Raw genomic sequence first — 14,719 nt, forward strand, 5'->3', positions numbered from 1 at the left:
AGCAGCACACCAAGACCCCAATTGGGGTGTTGCGCCGGCTCCTGCGCCTGATCCCAACTGGGGATGAGGCAGAGCGAGTCACAACAACAGGCATGATGGCAGTTACCTAGTTCAATAGGAGAGGCTGGGCGACGAGTCCGGAGCCGAACTCGTCGTCTGGCCTCATCCATTTTCGGGGGGTTTTCATTGTTCGAAGGAGCACCAACAGTAACTCTTCGCATAGAGATCTATGTACGTACTGGGCCCGGTCGCTGGGGGTGGCGAACGGCCGGACCGGAATACCCGGACACCCCCGAATGCATTCGGGCAGAGAGTCAGTTGGTCCGGGCTCTGTTCACATACTCCGCAATGGCGGCGCGCCTGATGTCCGCTGAGGTAACCCGGTTTCGGATGGTGGCGCATTCCATCGCTCACGGCGGACTCGTTGGGCATGTTGAGTGGGGCCGTTCTTCCGAGACCGGTCGGCTCGTCCCGGCGGCCGAGCACTGGACTCACTGGGACACGGCGTTGGTGGCGGCATGACCGCCCGTCACTTCGTCATCGGCCGTGAAGACCCCGAGGATGCGTTCACCGACAGCCCGCGGTGACCAGGCTTAGAGGGTCTACCTCACCGACCGCACGCCCGAGCTGGACCCGCCGACTGAGCTTGGTTTCGGGCCGATCGCGGTGACCGGCTACGGGCGGGTTGCCCGAGACGCGCGGAGCCCCGCCGTACTTCCTTCGCGGGGGGTGCGGCGGGGCTTTCGCCGTTGGTCTACTGAGTGCAGAGAGAAGCCCCACCATGCCCTAGCACAGTGGGGCCGCTGTGAACTGGCGCGGGGTGGCCAAGGGTCAGACAGTGCCGAACTCTCCAGCCTTGACGCCCGCCACGAAAGTTGCGAACGAGCCAGCGGGGAAGCCCAGAACCGGACCGCTCGGGCGCTTGGAGTCACGGACAGGGACCACGCCGCGCGAGGCGACGAGGTTTGTGGCGACCTCGATGCAGTTGCCGCCGTTATTGCTGTATGAGGACTTGAACCAGCGGGGAGAGTCAGTCGTGGTCGTCACGGGGTGCCCTTTCGTACCTGATTGATCATGGCCACGGATGCCACCTGGGAGAGGGCTTCGGCCTGTAGCTGATGGTAGGCGGTCAGCATGGGAAGTACCGTCGTGCTTTCGCGGTCTAGGTGTCCCTGCGCCTGAGACTCGGCGTAGGCGACCACGGACCGATCCGGCAGCGTCAGGAGGTTGACCGGCAGGTCAAACGGTCGACGCTCGCCCATCTCGAACGGCGCAACCTGTACCACGATGTTGGGATGCTCGGCGTACTCAACAAGACGTTCCAGTTGGGCGCCCATCACGTCAGGGCCGCCGACCTGTCGACGAACGCAGCTTTCGTCCATCACTACGAGCATCATCGGAGGCCGGGACCGCGCGAGGGCCGCTTGCCGATCCGCCAAGAAGGAGACGCGCGCATCGGCCTGGTCGGGTGTGATGGAACCCCGCCGTACGGCGCTGCTCGCTAACACCCGTGCGTACTCCTCTGTCTGCAACAATCCTGGGATGATCCCGATTTCGTACAGTCGGATCTCCACGGCACGGCCCTCATGCCCCACGTACTCCGGGAACCCCTCCAGCAGGCTGCCGTGCCGGATCTCGCGCCACTGACGCTCGAACGTGTCTGCGGTCTCTCCAGTACCAAACACAACGTCAGCACTGCGCGAAAAACGAAGAGTTGGCATCTTGCGGCCAGTTTCAACCGCGGAAATATGCGTGCTGGAATATCCCATCTGTTCGGCGAGATCCTCTTGTTTCCAGCCGCGTGCTTCGCGTGAGGTGCGTAAGCGTGCTCCGAAGGCTGCCTGAGGTGAGCTGTCCGGGTTCAGCTCTTTACGGTTCAAGACGCGTTCACCAACCTTTCGTCCGATCCTGACAGGTTGAAGGGTTCCCGACTGTAGGTCACGCTGAACTGCCTTGGTAGTGGAAGCGCTACGGAGAGGAGCAGCGGTGCTTGGAAATTGCGTTCTCCCGAACGGACAGGAACCACCACACGTCTCGGCCCCCGCCGAGCGTGCGAGCGCCAAGCGGCACCAAGCTGACGAGCGCTGGCGGCAGTCGTGAAGTTCCTAGCGGTCCGGCTCGTCCTCGCGGCAGGGGCCGCGGAAGTGCACTTACGGCGGCACTTCGCCCGGATCATGTGGGCACTCACCCCGCACCCCGAGAGTGACGAGCCGTTCGCCGACCTGCAGCGCATCGAATCGGACCCCGAGTACCGCGCGCTGTTCCTCGCGGGGCTGGACGCTGCGATTGTCCAATGTGAGGGAGAGCGCACGGCCGACCTACGACAGATTGAAGCGGCAGCCGATCAACTTCGGAACCTGGTCCGCACCGACAACGGCGAGCGTGCCGCATGACCGATGTTGAGTACGTCGCCGAGGTGTACGAGGGCGATGCTGTGGCGACCGCCCATCTCGTCGAGTGCGTTGCTCCGTCCCGCCGGCTCGCGCTCCGATGGCTCCGCGGGCAAGCGCTCCGATTCGCGGGAGCGCTGGACCCCGATCCGTACGCCGAGTGGGTTCCGCCCCTCGCGCTTCAACCAGTGACGTAAGCCGAGCGGGACGCACCCGCCGAGCTGCGCGCATGGGCCGACAACAACAAGCACCGAACCCCGAAGGACAAAAGATGAAGCGCTTAGCCGAATTCAGCGGCGTACTGCTCATTGTGATGATCAGTGTCTCAGTCGGTTTCGTACTCGGCTCAGTGCTGACATTTCAGTAGGCCCAACACCCATGGCGGCCATTCGGGTTAGGGCCGTGCACAACCCCCGAACTCCCATCCCTGCCGGACGTACTGAATTCGAGGCCCCCCTTACTCAATTCGGAATCCTGGCAGGGGTGGGGCTCAGTCCCGCCTTGGTAGGTCAATGCTGGAAAGGTCGAGTTGCCGAGGCGGGTAAGCAAGTGCCGTGACACCAAAGCGAAAGGACACCGGTTATGAAGCCGTGGATTCTGAGCGAGTGTGACCACCAGTGGGCGCAATGGAGCGGTAAGCAGCGCTGCGTGAAGTGTGGTGCGACGCAGTAACCAATGAACGGGGAGGGGGCCGGTCGGCCGGTTCCCTCCCTACTAGCGATTGAGGAGCACATGAGCGAGCGCGTCCAGTGGGAAGAACTGCCGTCCGAACTTCGCAATGCGGTCGAAGCACGTACCGGCCCCGTGATCACGTCGGAGAACGTGGCCGAGGGGCTGAACTGTTCGGTGGCGCTGGTAGTGCACACCCGGACCAGTGGCCCGCTTTTCCTCAAGGGCGTTCGCACGTCCGACGCTGCCGGAATGGTCGGTTTGCGTTGCGAGGAACAGATCAATGAAACGGTCGCCGGTATCAGCCCCACCATTCTCTACCGCTTCGAGGTGGGCGGCTGGTTCTGCCTGGCGTTCATCTACGTTGACGGCCGACACGCGGACCTGAGCCCCGGTACGGAGGACCTGGCAGCAGTCGCCTTCACCATGGGGAGGATGCAACAGCTCATCTTCAATGAGCCGTTGCCGTTCGGGCGCTTCACGTTCACTGCCCCTCAACTCGCTGAGCGGTTCGCGAAATTTCTGAACCCTGGCGAGGCGGCAGCGCTCAAGGGAACGAACTTGCTACACACCGACGCCAACCCGCACAACATCATGATTGGGGACGACTGCGGAGATGCTTACGTTGTGGACTGGGCCATGCCCGCAATTGGCCCCGCGTGGGTTGACCCGGCGTATACGGCTGTGCGATTGATGGAATGCGGGCAGACACCTTCTGACGCGCTGGGATGGCTGGGCGGATTCGCCAGTTGGCGGCAAGCCGACCCGAAGGCCGTTGAAGTCTTCGTGAACGCCACTTGCCGACACTGGACGGCAACCGTTGGCGAGAAGGGTGCAGAGCCTAGCAACGCCCGATTCCGGCACTTGCTCGGCTTCCCGGCATGAGGCACCCAGCAGGCGTCCAGCTCCCCTCCGTAGACGGCCACGCACCCCGTGACCGGTCCTCACGTCACCCCGTCCGCCTTTCGTTCCCCATAGCAGATGGGCGGGGCTCCGCCTCTTGGAGAGCGAACGCTGAGAGGATTCCCTCACCAGGTGTCATAGGGGTGCCTGTTGGAGCCCAAAGGAGCACACGACATGTCGGCAACCCAGGTGACACAGGCTCTTATCCTCGCGGGTGGCCAGGCGACCCGTATGCGGCCGTACACAGACGACGCACCCAAAGCCATGGTCCCGGTAGCCGGGGCCCCCATCGTCGGCTATCAACTGGCGTGGATCGCTGAGCATGGCGTGAAATCCGTAGTGATCAGCGGCGGGTACAAGCACGAGATGATTTCGGATTACGCGGGCGACGGCTCGCGCTTCGGCGTCGAAATCAGGTACGCCATCGAGAATGAGCCATTGGGCCGTGGTGGCGGATTGAAGTTCGCCGCGCGTCGGCTGGCCGACCCTGACGCGCCGTTCTTCGTGCTCAACGGCGACGTAATCAGCACCTTCTCATTGGCGGACCTTTCCGCCTACCACAACCAGCACAACGGGGCCGTCACGGTTGCACTCTCTCCGTACCGGTCGAACTGGGGCGTGGCCGACCTGGGCGACGGAGACCGCATCCGGGGCTTCGTCCAGTCACCGGAACTGCCCTACTGGATCAACGCGGGAATCTACGTATTTAACCCCGAAGTAGTCACCATGCTCCCCGACAAGGGAGACCACGAAGACAGCACCTTTCCCCAGCTCGCTAAGGAAAGTCGCCTAATCGGCTACCGGCTGTCCGGCTACTGGCGCGGGATCGACACCGTGAAGGACGTAATGGAAGCGTCCAAGGAAGTCCGGAATACCGGAGGAGTGCTGGCCCCGGAGTTCCAGACGACAGACCCCAACATCTGAGCCGTGGGCCACCGTCGGCCCATGGAGTCGAAGGGACACGAAAACCGTGATCAACGCGAACGAGGTAATCGGAAGCCATAACTTTCTGTTCATCACCTTCGACTCATTGCGCTACGACGTAGCGCGGGCAACAACGCATGGTGGCCGAACTCCCAATCTGGAAAGCGTGCTTCCTGACGGGTTATGGGAAGAACGCCGTACACAAGGGTCTTTCACGCTTCCCGCGCATACGGCGTTCTTCTCCGGCTTCCTGCCGGTCCCTTCCGGCCCGGAGCGTCCGGGTAGGTTGCTTGCCTGCCATGCGATGCGCGGGACCACAATCAAAGACCGCACCTTCGTATTTGACGCGCCCGACATCGTCACGGGCCTGTCCGGCTTGGGGTACCGCACCGTGTGCATCGGCGGCGTCGGCTTTTTCTCCAACCAAACGAAGCTGGGCCGAGTCCTGCCCGGACTGTTCCAGGAGAGCCACTGGAGCCCCCAGACGGGCACCGACGATTCCCAGTCCACCGGGCATCAGGTGGACATCGCCCTGACCGTGCTCAACGAACAGCCCTCCGGGCAACCGCTGTTCCTCTTCCTGAACGTCTCGGCGACGCACACCCCCCACCATGTGTACCTGCCGGGGGAGACGGCGGATTCGTGGGAGAGCCAGTGCGCCGCCCTGGCCTACGCGGATTCCGAGCTCGGCCGACTCTTCGCGACCATGCCGGATCTCGGTCCGTGGCTCGTGCTCATGTGCGCCGATCACGGGGAAGCGTTCGGCGAAGACGGCCACCACGGTCACGGAATTGCCCATCCGTCCGTGTGGAGCGTCCCCTACTCGGAATCGGTCATGCCCGCTGCTGGGTAGCCGTCCGATCCCCCGAAACGGCCCCGTCCGTGTGCTGCCCCCGTGGCGCATGGGCGGGGCTCGCGTTAGTCGTGCTGGTGCTCGTCCTTGCGGACCGGCTCGACGGACTCGGCAACGTACGTCCCTCGCTGCGGTACGACGAACACCAGCCCATCAGCCACGGTAAGTCAAGAGCGTTCGGGTCCGCGTAGACCCTCCACGACCGCGCACGGTCGTCCGCGTCCAGCGCCCTCGCACCGAGCGCCAGCACGTCCTTCTCCGCCGCGTCGAGGTCGCTCACGGTCAGGTCCAGATGGAACTGCTGCGAGGCGTCCGGTGCGGGCCACTTCGGCGGTACGAAGCCGGGCGCCGCCTGGAAGGCCAACCCGGTGCCCGCCGCGCCGGTCAGGGAGACCCAGCCGTCGCCGTCGCTCTCGGTCCGACCGCCGAGCAGCTCCGCGTAGAAACGACCGAGTGCCACGGGGTCCGGACAGTCCAGGACGACGGTCCCCAGCGTTGCGATGGCCATGGTTGCCTCCTTGAGAGAGTTACCGTTGAAACGGCTCAACCAGTAACGGTTACTTCATGCTCCCGTATCGGAGGTAACGTCGCAACCATGAATGAGAGGGCATCCGCACCCGGCGGTCTCGCGCTGGTCGAGGCCCTGGTGAACACGCTCGACGTCGAGACCGGCACGGACTCCCTCGACACGGCCGAGGGCCGCGCCGCCTTCGGTCTGACCGAGGGGGAGGTGCCGGACGCCCGTGAACTCCGCGAGGCGCTCCGTGCGGCCTGTCTCGCCCACGCCGGCCACCGGGCCGGGGGCCGCTCGCCCGCCGAACTGGACCGCCTGCTCGCGGCGGCCCCGCTGTACGTCACGGTCGCCGAGGACGGCACGGCGGCGCTGCGCCCCACGGCTCCGGCGACGCTCGTCTCCCGTATCGCCGAGGCCCTGGCGTCGTCGGCCGCGGACGGGACGTGGCCGCGTCTGAAGGCGTGCGAGGCCGAGGACTGCCGGTGGGCGTACTACGACCGCAGCCCTGCCGGCCGCCGCCGCTGGTGCTCGATGTCGGTGTGCGGCGCCCGCGCGAAGATGCGCACGTACAGGGCGCGGCGCGCGCCGGCGACGGACTGAGGCCGCGCGCGCCTCACGGCGTCGGCCGCGCGCAGGAAGCCGTCGGCCGGGCCCCCTCTGCCGAAGCCGCTGGTGAGCGGCGCGGAGCGTACTCAGGCCCGCGGGCGGCCCATCGCGCGGTAGGTCCAGCCGGCCTCGCGCCACTTCGAGGGGTCCAGCGCGTTCCGGCCGTCCAGGATGTGCCGGCTCGCCGTGACCGCGCCCAGCTCCGCCGGGTCCAGCTCGCGGAACTCGCGCCACTCCGTCAGGTGCAGCACCACGTCCGCGCCACGCACCGTCTCCAGCACCGACTTCCCGTACCCAAGGGTGGGGAAGAGCCGTCGCGCGTTCTTCATGCCCTTGGGGTCGTAGACCGTGACCTGGCCGCCCTGGAGATGGATCTGGCCCGCGACGTTCAGCGCGGGGGAGTCCCGTACGTCGTCGGAGTCCGGCTTGAACGTCGCGCCGAGCACGGCCACCCGCTTGCCGAGGAAGGAGCCACCGCCGACCGCCTCCCGCGCCAGCTCCACCATGTGCCCGCGCCGTCGCATGTTGATCGAGTCGACCTCCCGCAGGAACGTCAGCGCCTGGTCCGCGCCCAGCTCACCGGCGCGCGCCATGAAGGCGCGGATGTCCTTCGGCAGACAGCCGCCGCCGAAGCCGATCCCGGCCCGCAGGAACTTCGGCCCGATGCGCTCGTCGTGGCCGATCGCCTCCGCGAGCTTCACGACGTCTCCGTCGGCCGCCTCGCACACCTCCGCCATGGCGTTGATGAAGGAGATCTTCGTCGCGAGGAAGGAGTTCGCGGAGGTCTTCACCAGTTCGGCGGTCGGGAAATCCGTCACCACGAACGGTGACCCTTCGGCGACGGGCGTCGAGTAGACCTCGCGCAACAGCTTCTCCGCGCGCTCGCTCTCCACGCCGACGACGATCCGGTCGGGGTGCAGGGTGTCCTTGACGGCGAATCCCTCGCGCAGGAACTCCGGGTTCCATGCCAGCTCCGCTTCCGCGCCGACCGGGGACAGCTCGGCGAGGACTCCCGCGAGCCGGGCCGCGCTGCCCACCGGCACGGTGGACTTGCCGACGACCAGCACCGGCCGCTTCAGCTGCGGTGCGAGCGAGGCGAAGGCGCGGTCGACGTACGACATGTCACAGGCGTACTCGCCGTGCTTCTGCGGTGTGTTCACACAGACGAAGTGGATGTCGCCGAACTCCCCGATCTCCTCCCAGGAGGTCGTGAAGCGCAGCCGCCCGCTCGACCCCTCGATCCCCGCGACGTGCCGGGCGAGGAGCTCTTCGAGTCCGGGCTCGTACATCGGGACCCGGCCGGCCGAGAGCATCTCGATCTTCTCGGGCACGACATCCAGCCCGAGCACCTCGAACCCCAGCTCTGCCATGGCCGCGGCGTGGGTGGCGCCGAGATATCCGGTGCCGATCACGGTGATCTTGAGGGCCATGCGGTGCTCCATCGAATAGCGGGCTCGTACTGCGAGCCCGAGCATAACCGGGCCTTCACCAGGGCAGGTTTCGCGCTGTCGCCAAGGTCACGTATGCCTCAGGGCGGCGGGCCCTTTAAAATTAGGTTACTTAACGGTAGTTAGCGTTCCCTTGGGGAGTGAGAACCTTGGCCGGATCGACCGGTAACTCGGCATTTGACCTGTACCGCCCGTCCGAAGAGCACGACATGCTCCGAGACGCGATCCGCTCGCTCGCCGAGGCGAAGATCGCGCCGTTCGCCTCCGAGGTCGACGAGCAGGCCCGTTTCCCGCGTGAGGCCCTGGACGCGCTGGTCTCCGCCGACCTGCATGCCGTCCACGTCCCCGAGGAATACGGCGGCGCCGGCGCGGACGCGCTGGCCACTGTGATCGTCATCGAAGAGGTCGCGCGGGTCTGCGCCTCCTCCTCCCTGATCCCGGCGGTGAACAAACTGGGCTCGCTCCCGGTGATTCTCTCCGGCTCGGAAGACTTGAAGAAGAAGTACCTCGGCCCGCTGGCCAAGGGCGAGGGCATGTTCTCGTACTGCCTCTCCGAGCCGGACGCGGGCTCGGACGCGGCGGGCATGAAGACGAAGGCCGTACGCGACGGCGACTTCTGGGTGCTGAACGGTGTGAAGCGCTGGATCACCAACGCCGGTGAGTCGGAGTTCTACACGGTGATGGCCGTCACCGACCCCGAGAAGCGTTCCAAGGGCATCTCGGCGTTCGTCGTCGAGAAGGGCGACGAGGGCGTCTCCTTCGGCGCCCCGGAGAAAAAGCTCGGCATCAAGGGCTCCCCGACCCGCGAGGTCTACCTCGACAACGTCCGCATCCCCGCGGACCGCATGATCGGCGAGGAGGGCACGGGCTTCGCCACCGCGATGAAGACCCTGGACCACACCCGCATCACGATCGCGGCCCAGGCCCTCGGCATCGCCCAGGGCGCGCTGGACTACGCCAAGGGCTACGTCCAGGAGCGCAAGCAGTTCGGCAAGCCGATCGCCGACTTCCAGGGCATCCAGTTCATGCTCGCCGACATGGCGATGAAGCTGGAGGCCGCGCGTCAGCTCACCTACGCGGCGGCGGCCAAGTCCGAGCGCGTCGACGGCGACCTGACCTTCTTCGGCGCGGCGGCGAAGTGCTTCGCATCCGACGTCGCGATGGAGGTCACCACGGACGCGGTCCAGCTGCTCGGCGGCTACGGCTACACCCGTGACTACCCGGTGGAGCGCATGATGCGCGACGCCAAGATCACGCAGATTTATGAAGGCACGAATCAGGTCCAGCGGATCGTGATGGCAAGGAACCTGCCGTAACCGCAGCGCAGTTCACACACAGAGGCACCCTACGGGGTGCCTCTGTCGATTCTGTTCGCCCGTGATTGCGCCCGTCGCGGGCTTCGCCGGTGGCTGTCGCCCTCGTCGTCGGCGTGGCGAGCGTCATCTTCGGCATCCCGGGCTCGCGTACGCGCCGGACCTGGACGCAGAAGCCGAACTCGCCGCGGCCAACCGCGCTTTGCAGGATCGTCGACCGCCGCACAGGTCGGCGGGCCGGGCACCGGAGCCGTGGTGGTCGGCAGCGCGGGCATCGTCCTGTCCGCGCTGCCGATGTTCACCCGCGAGATCCGGACCCTGAGCGCCCCTCGTGCACAGGGCGGGCCGGCCGTTTCAGCGGCACCTGCACGGGAGTCAGCGGTCCGAGGTGACCGTGACCTTCTCGTCGTTCTTCAGCTGGTCCACCAGCTGCTTCACCTTGGCCTTGTCCCAGACCAGGTTCCCGCCCCGGCTGCCCGAGATCGGCATGTTCATCGATGTGCCCTCGCCGCCCGTGACGCCCTTCATCGCGAAGAACATCTGGCCCAGCGACCACAGGCTCATGTCCTTGTCCACGATCAGCGTGTCCAGGCCCGCGCCCATCGTCGGATAGAGCTTGAACGGGTTGAGGATCGTGCTCGGCGTCGCCGTCTGGCTGGCCAGGGCCGCGAGGAACTTCTGCTGGTTCTTCGTACGGTCCAGGTCGCTGCCCGCGAACGCGTACCGCGTCCGCACGAACGCCAGCGACTGCTCGCCGTCCAGGGTCTGCTTGCCGGCCTTGAAGTCCGCGCCGGAGTTCTTGTCCTTGAAGGCCTTCGGGATGTCGATCTCGACACCGCCGATCGAGTCCACGATGTTCGCGAAGCCCGCGAAGCCGATCTCGACGTAGTGGTCGATCTTCAGGCCGGTGTTGTGCTCGACCGTACGGACCAGCAGTTCCGGGCCGTCCTCGGCGTACGCAGCGTTCAGCTTGGTGCGGCGGCCCTTGGCCGGGAAGAGCTTGCCGGATTCCGAGCCCTTGAACGAGGGGATCTCGACGTCGGAGTCGCGCGGCAGCGAGATCAGGGTCGGGCCGTTGCTGCCGTCGTGCAGGATCATCATCGAGTCGGTCCGCTTGCCCTCGGCCGAACCCGTGTGGAGCTTCTTCTTCTCGTCGGCCGACAAGCCCTCACGGCTGTCGGAACCGACGATCAGATAGTTGGTGCCCTCGCCCGCACCCGGGCGCTCGATGACCTTGGAAAGGTCGACCTCGCGCTTGAGCTTGGAATCGGCCCAGAAATATGTGCCGATCGTCACGGCGAGCAGCGCCACGACCAGCACCAGCGAACCTATCTTCAGTCGGCGGCGCCAGTCCGGAGCCGCACCGCCACGGGGCGCGCCGCCGCCGTGCGGCGGAGCGCCGTTGCCGCCGCCGTCGCCTCCGTAGACCTGGCCCGTGTTGTAGCCGCTGTCGTACGCCTGCTGGTCGTAGCCGGCGTCGTACCCACGCGACTGCTGCGGCGGGACCCCGCTGTGCTGCGGAGGCGCCGGGCGCTGGACATGGCGCATCACGCGGGCGCCGTCGGGCTGCGAGCCTGCGCCGCCGTAGCCGGCTCCGTTGCCGTTGCCGTTGCCGCGGTCGTCGGACCATCCATCGGGCCAATCGTTCATGCCGACAGTGTGCAGGGGCGCCGCCGTTGCATACAGGGCGGGTGGGAAATAGGACCGGGGCTGTTGCGAAGCTGATGCAATGCATCGGTCCGGTATGCCCCGCATAAGGTGGACGGCATGACAGTTCAGGCCCAGCATCCGGAGTCCGAGATTCCGGGTAAGTCCACCGCGGCGTCCCGTACCACCCTCAGTCACATCATGACCGGCAGTGACACCAATCTCCTCGGCACGGTGCACGGTGGCGTGATCATGAAACTGGTGGACGACGCCGCGGGAGCGGTCGCGGGCCGCCACTCCGGTGGGCCGGCGGTCACCGCCTCCATGGACGAGATGGTTTTCCTGGAGCCGGTCAGGGTCGGAGACCTGGTGCATGTGAAGGCCCAGGTGAACTGGACGGGACGGTCCTCCATGGAGGTCGGCGTCCGGGTACTGGCCGAGCGCTGGAACGAGTCGACGCCCGCCACGCAGGTCGGCAGCGCGTATCTCGTCTTCGCGGCGGTCGACGGGGACGGCAAGCCCCGCCGCGTACCGCCGGTGATCCCCGAGACGGAGCGGGACCAGCGGCGCTACCAGGAGGCGCAGATCCGGCGTACGCACCGGCTGGCGCGGCGGCGCGCGATCAAGGAGCTGCGGGAGAAGCGCGCGGCGGAGGGCATCGAGGACTGAGGGCCCCCGGGACTGACGGCATCGAGGACTGAGCGCGCCGGGACTGACGGCATCGAGGACTGAGGGCGCCGGGACTGAGGGCATCGAGGACTGAGGGCGGGGGCACCCGGGCTCGGGTGCAAGAGGGCCGCGGCCCGGTGTCAGGCGTTACGGGCACACCACCTGATCACCCTTCACCGCGCCGAACTCGCCCTGGTTGCTGTCCTGTGCCCGCACCGCCGTCACCCGCCGGTAGTCCGTCCCCGCCGTCACCCTCATCGTCGGCCCCTGTCCCTTCACCGCCCGCAGCTCGCACCCCGGCAGCGCCGCCGCCAGCGACTTCGCCGAGCGGTCCCAGCGCGGGTCGTACGTCACCAGGGTGCGCCGGACCTCAGGGCCGCCGGCGCTCAGCGGCCCGCGGGTCGTGTTGAAGCCGGTGGCCCGCAGCGCCGCGTCGACCCTGCGGCCCAGACCGTCGGTGCGCGTCCCGTTGTAGACCTGCACCCGGATCTGCTGCGGCGACACCTCCACCGTCGTGGCCGGGGCCCGCTTCGGCCGGACAGGCGCCAGCGGCCTGTCCTCGCGGACCATCCGGAAGAGCTTCGACGCCTTCGCCTCGTCCCACTGCACCGTGGAACCGATGCCCGCCACCGGGAGGCTGGGGTTCCCGACCGGCACCGACGTGAACTCCGAGGAGGCCGCCGTGAAGCCCTTCATCGCCTTGCTGAGGGCGAGCAGCTCCTGCGTTCCGAAGCCCTCGTCGGCCCGTACGGAGCTGAGCACCGTCGAGCTCACCTCGCGCAGCATCACCGGGTTCAGCAGCACCCCGCTGCCCGTCGCCCGCTTGATGAGTGCCGCGAGAAAACGCTGCTGGCGCTGCATCCGGCCCAGGTCGGCCGCCCCGTCGACATGGCGTGAGCGCACGTACTGGAGCGACTGCCCGCCGTCCAGCTCGTGGGTGCCCACGCCCAGATCCAGGCCGGTGTACGAGTCCTTCATCGGGCGGGCCGTGCAGATCTCCACCCCGCCGAGCGCGTCCACGGTCTTCATGAAGCTCGTGAAGTCGACCTCCAGATAGTGGTCGATCTTGACCTTGGTCATGTGCTCGACAGTCCGCACGGTCAGGCTCGGGCCACCCTCCGCGTACGCCGCGTTCAGCTTCACCGCATGCGCACGATGGTGTTTGCCGGTGGTCCCGTCGGTGTGCTCGGGGATCTCCGCGTAACTGTCGCGCGGCAGGCTCACCACACTCGCGCGCTCCCGGTCCCGCGAAATGTGCACCAGCATGATCGTGTCGGTGCAGTGACAGGGCGCGCCACCGAGCCGGTACTTCTCCTTCTCCCGCTTGGTGATCTTGTTACGGCCGTCCGTTCCGACGAGCAGAAGGTTCATGCCGTGCCCGGACACGGGCCGGTTCTTCATGTCCTTGAAGGGATCCACCCGGCCGATGCCGGTGTCCAGGCTGGTCACCACCGCGTGCCCGATGCCGCCCGCCCCGAGTACCAGCACCGAGAGCGTGGTCGCCACCCGCATGCCCCAGCGCGGTCGCTCGACGGGCCGGCTGTTCCGGCGCGGGGCGTTCGGCAGGGGACGGCGGGAGCGGGGCGGCGTGGGCATGGGGGGACACCTCCGCGAGTGACAGGGGGAATCCCGCACACCGTAGGCCCGTACGATCTGCGCCCCGGGGCACCGCCCCGCCCGCCGCGCGTCCGTGTCCCCCGTTCGCGGTAACGTGGCGACCGATGAACGCCATGCCCCCAGTCTCCGTGATCATGCCTGTCCTCAACGAGGAGCGGCATCTGCGCAACTCGGTCCGCCACATCCTCGAGCAGGAATACGGTGGCGAGATGGAGGTGGTGATCGCGCTCGGCCCCTCCACGGACCGGACCGACGAGATCGCCGCCGAACTCGTGCGGGAGGACCCCCGGGTCCACACCGTCCCCAACCCCACCGGCCGCACCCCGGCCGCGCTGAACGCTGCCATCAAGGCATCCAGTCACCCGATCGTGGTACGCGTCGACGGGCACGGCATGCTGTCGGCGAACTACATCGCGACCGCGGTCCGCCTGCTGGAGGAGACCGGCGCGCAGAACGTCGGCGGCATCATGCACGCCGAGGGCGAGAACGACTGGGAGCACGCCGTCGCCGCCGCCATGACCTCGAAGATCGGCGTCGGCAACGCCGCCTTCCACACCGGCGGCACCGCGGGCCCGGCCGAAACCGTGTACCTGGGTGTGTTCCGACGCGAGGCGCTGGAGCAGCAGCGCGGCTACAACGAGGAGTTCATCCGCGCCCAGGACTGGGAGCTGAACTTCCGCATCCGCGAGGCGGGCGGCCTGATCTGGTTCTCGCCGGAGCTCAAGGTCCAGTACCGTCCGCGGCCCTCCGTCCGGGCGCTCGCCAAGCAGTACAAGGACTACGGCCGTTGGCGGCACGTCGTCGCCCGCTACCACCAGGGCTCCATCAACCTGCGCTACCTCGCACCGCCGGCCGCCGTCTGCGCGATCGCCGCGGGCGTCGTGGTCGGCGCGGTGCTCACCCCCCTCGGCTTCGTCGTCCCGGCGGGCTATCTGGCCGCCGTCACCGCCGGTTCCCTGCCCGCGGGCAAGGGCCTGCCGCTCAAGGCGCGCCTGCAGATCCCGGTCGCGATGGTCACCATGCACATGTCGTGGGGGTACGGCTTCCTGACCAGCCCGCGCGCGCTGGCGAAGAAGGTCATCGCCAGCCGTCGGCCGGCCGTGAAGACCGCGTCCGCCTGACGTCCGTACGCATACGAGGAGCCCCGGGCGAATGCGCCCGGGGCT

Annotated in this window: 14 protein-coding genes and 1 pseudogene; 9 read left to right on the plus strand and 6 right to left on the minus strand. The window is 67.2% G+C overall.

All coding sequences use genetic code 11. The annotated features are described in order from the left end of the window. Window positions 1–831 precede the first annotated feature (831 nt). Together OG293_RS21740 and OG293_RS21745 are read right to left on the minus strand one after the other, a co-directional pair. On the minus strand, window positions 832–1,047 hold the full coding sequence (locus OG293_RS21740; RefSeq protein WP_406000450.1) for a DUF397 domain-containing protein: 216 nt from the start codon (window positions 1,045–1,047) through the stop codon (window positions 832–834). Beyond that, the gene (locus OG293_RS21745) at window positions 1,044–1,880 is read right to left on the minus strand and encodes a Scr1 family TA system antitoxin-like transcriptional regulator (RefSeq protein ID WP_406000451.1); all 837 of its coding nucleotides are present in this window, start codon (window positions 1,878–1,880) and stop codon (window positions 1,044–1,046) included. Before OG293_RS21745 ends, OG293_RS21740 begins: the two co-directional genes overlap by 4 nt. Before the next feature lie 216 nt (window positions 1,881–2,096). Here OG293_RS21745 and OG293_RS21750 point away from each other — a divergent pair, with 216 nt between their 5' ends. From OG293_RS21750 to OG293_RS21770, 5 genes are all read left to right on the plus strand, one after another. Next, entirely contained in the window at window positions 2,097–2,393 is a 297-nt protein-coding gene (locus tag OG293_RS21750; RefSeq protein ID WP_406000452.1) for a hypothetical protein, read from the plus strand. After that, entirely contained in the window at window positions 2,390–2,587 is a 198-nt protein-coding gene (locus tag OG293_RS21755; RefSeq protein ID WP_406000453.1) for a hypothetical protein, read from the plus strand. Before OG293_RS21750 ends, OG293_RS21755 begins: the two co-directional genes overlap by 4 nt. A 535-nt stretch (window positions 2,588–3,122) precedes the next feature. Further along, window positions 3,123–3,944 carry an aminoglycoside phosphotransferase gene (locus OG293_RS21760; RefSeq protein ID WP_406000454.1) on the plus strand — a complete coding sequence of 274 codons (822 nt, stop codon included), beginning with the start codon at window positions 3,123–3,125 and terminating at the stop codon, window positions 3,942–3,944. Window positions 3,945–4,136: 192 nt separating this feature from the next. Further along, on the plus strand, window positions 4,137–4,886 hold the full coding sequence (locus OG293_RS21765; RefSeq protein ID WP_406000455.1) for an NDP-sugar synthase: 750 nt from the start codon (window positions 4,137–4,139) through the stop codon (window positions 4,884–4,886). A gap of 46 nt (window positions 4,887–4,932) precedes the next feature. Continuing rightward, the gene (locus OG293_RS21770; protein ID WP_406000456.1) at window positions 4,933–5,739 is read left to right on the plus strand and encodes an STM4013/SEN3800 family hydrolase; all 807 of its coding nucleotides are present in this window, start codon (window positions 4,933–4,935) and stop codon (window positions 5,737–5,739) included. A 178-nt stretch (window positions 5,740–5,917) separates the two neighbouring features. Here OG293_RS21770 and OG293_RS21775 read toward each other — a convergent pair. Further along, window positions 5,918–6,247 (minus strand): annotated as a pseudogene (locus OG293_RS21775) (VOC family protein); the annotation flags it as partial. 87 nt (window positions 6,248–6,334) lie between these two features. Here OG293_RS21775 and OG293_RS21780 point away from each other — a divergent pair. After that, window positions 6,335–6,853: a CGNR zinc finger domain-containing protein gene (locus tag OG293_RS21780; RefSeq protein ID WP_406000457.1), complete on the plus strand. Its 519-nt coding sequence runs from the start codon at window positions 6,335–6,337 to the stop codon at window positions 6,851–6,853. Window positions 6,854–6,945: 92 nt separating this feature from the next. Here the strand turns inward: OG293_RS21780 and OG293_RS21785 are convergent, their stop codons facing one another. Further along, on the minus strand, window positions 6,946–8,289 hold the full coding sequence (locus OG293_RS21785) for a UDP-glucose dehydrogenase family protein (RefSeq protein ID WP_406000458.1): 1,344 nt from the start codon (window positions 8,287–8,289) through the stop codon (window positions 6,946–6,948). Window positions 8,290–8,447: 158 nt separating this feature from the next. Between OG293_RS21785 and OG293_RS21790 the strand changes: the two genes are divergently transcribed. After that, window positions 8,448–9,623 (plus strand): acyl-CoA dehydrogenase, encoded by a 1,176-nt coding sequence (locus tag OG293_RS21790; protein WP_406000459.1) that lies wholly within the window; start codon window positions 8,448–8,450, stop codon window positions 9,621–9,623. A gap of 372 nt (window positions 9,624–9,995) precedes the next feature. On the opposite strand, the gene OG293_RS21795 is transcribed toward OG293_RS21790, so the two are convergent. Beyond that, window positions 9,996–11,270: an LCP family protein gene (locus OG293_RS21795; RefSeq protein ID WP_406000460.1), complete on the minus strand. Its 1,275-nt coding sequence runs from the start codon at window positions 11,268–11,270 to the stop codon at window positions 9,996–9,998. 117 nt (window positions 11,271–11,387) lie between these two features. On the opposite strand from OG293_RS21795, the gene OG293_RS21800 reads away from it, so the two are divergent. Then, window positions 11,388–11,936, plus strand: coding sequence for an acyl-CoA thioesterase (locus tag OG293_RS21800; RefSeq protein WP_406000461.1), 549 nt, complete (start codon window positions 11,388–11,390; stop codon window positions 11,934–11,936). A 147-nt stretch (window positions 11,937–12,083) separates the two neighbouring features. Here the strand turns inward: OG293_RS21800 and OG293_RS21805 are convergent, their stop codons facing one another. Continuing rightward, the gene (locus tag OG293_RS21805) at window positions 12,084–13,448 is read right to left on the minus strand and encodes an LCP family protein (RefSeq protein ID WP_406003674.1); all 1,365 of its coding nucleotides are present in this window, start codon (window positions 13,446–13,448) and stop codon (window positions 12,084–12,086) included. Window positions 13,449–13,657: 209 nt separating this feature from the next. On the opposite strand from OG293_RS21805, the gene OG293_RS21810 reads away from it, so the two are divergent. Continuing rightward, on the plus strand, window positions 13,658–14,674 hold the full coding sequence (locus tag OG293_RS21810) for a glycosyltransferase family 2 protein (protein ID WP_406000462.1): 1,017 nt from the start codon (window positions 13,658–13,660) through the stop codon (window positions 14,672–14,674). The last annotated feature ends 45 nt before the right edge of the window (window positions 14,675–14,719 follow it).

The sequence above is a fragment of the Streptomyces sp. NBC_00829 genome (assembly GCF_045161795.1).
Classification (GTDB): domain Bacteria; phylum Actinomycetota; class Actinomycetes; order Streptomycetales; family Streptomycetaceae; genus Streptomyces.

Bases quoted from the DNA above. Each gene is read 5' to 3' on its own strand.
- OG293_RS21755 (WP_406000453.1), top strand. From the start codon at position 2,390: ATGACCGATGTTGAGTACGTCGCCGAGGTGTACGAGGGCGATGCTGTG.
- OG293_RS21760 (WP_406000454.1), top strand. From the start codon at position 3,123: ATGAGCGAGCGCGTCCAGTGGGAAGAACTGCCGTCCGAACTTCGCAAT.
- OG293_RS21765 (WP_406000455.1), top strand. From the start codon at position 4,137: ATGTCGGCAACCCAGGTGACACAGGCTCTTATCCTCGCGGGTGGCCAG.
- OG293_RS21780 (WP_406000457.1), top strand. From the start codon at position 6,335: ATGAATGAGAGGGCATCCGCACCCGGCGGTCTCGCGCTGGTCGAGGCC.
- OG293_RS21785 (WP_406000458.1), bottom strand. From the start codon at position 8,289: ATGGCCCTCAAGATCACCGTGATCGGCACCGGATATCTCGGCGCCACC.
- OG293_RS21795 (WP_406000460.1), bottom strand. From the start codon at position 11,270: ATGAACGATTGGCCCGATGGATGGTCCGACGACCGCGGCAACGGCAAC.
- OG293_RS21800 (WP_406000461.1), top strand. From the start codon at position 11,388: ATGACAGTTCAGGCCCAGCATCCGGAGTCCGAGATTCCGGGTAAGTCC.
- OG293_RS21805 (WP_406003674.1), bottom strand. From the start codon at position 13,448: ATGCGGGTGGCGACCACGCTCTCGGTGCTGGTACTCGGGGCGGGCGGC.
- OG293_RS21810 (WP_406000462.1), top strand. From the start codon at position 13,658: ATGAACGCCATGCCCCCAGTCTCCGTGATCATGCCTGTCCTCAACGAG.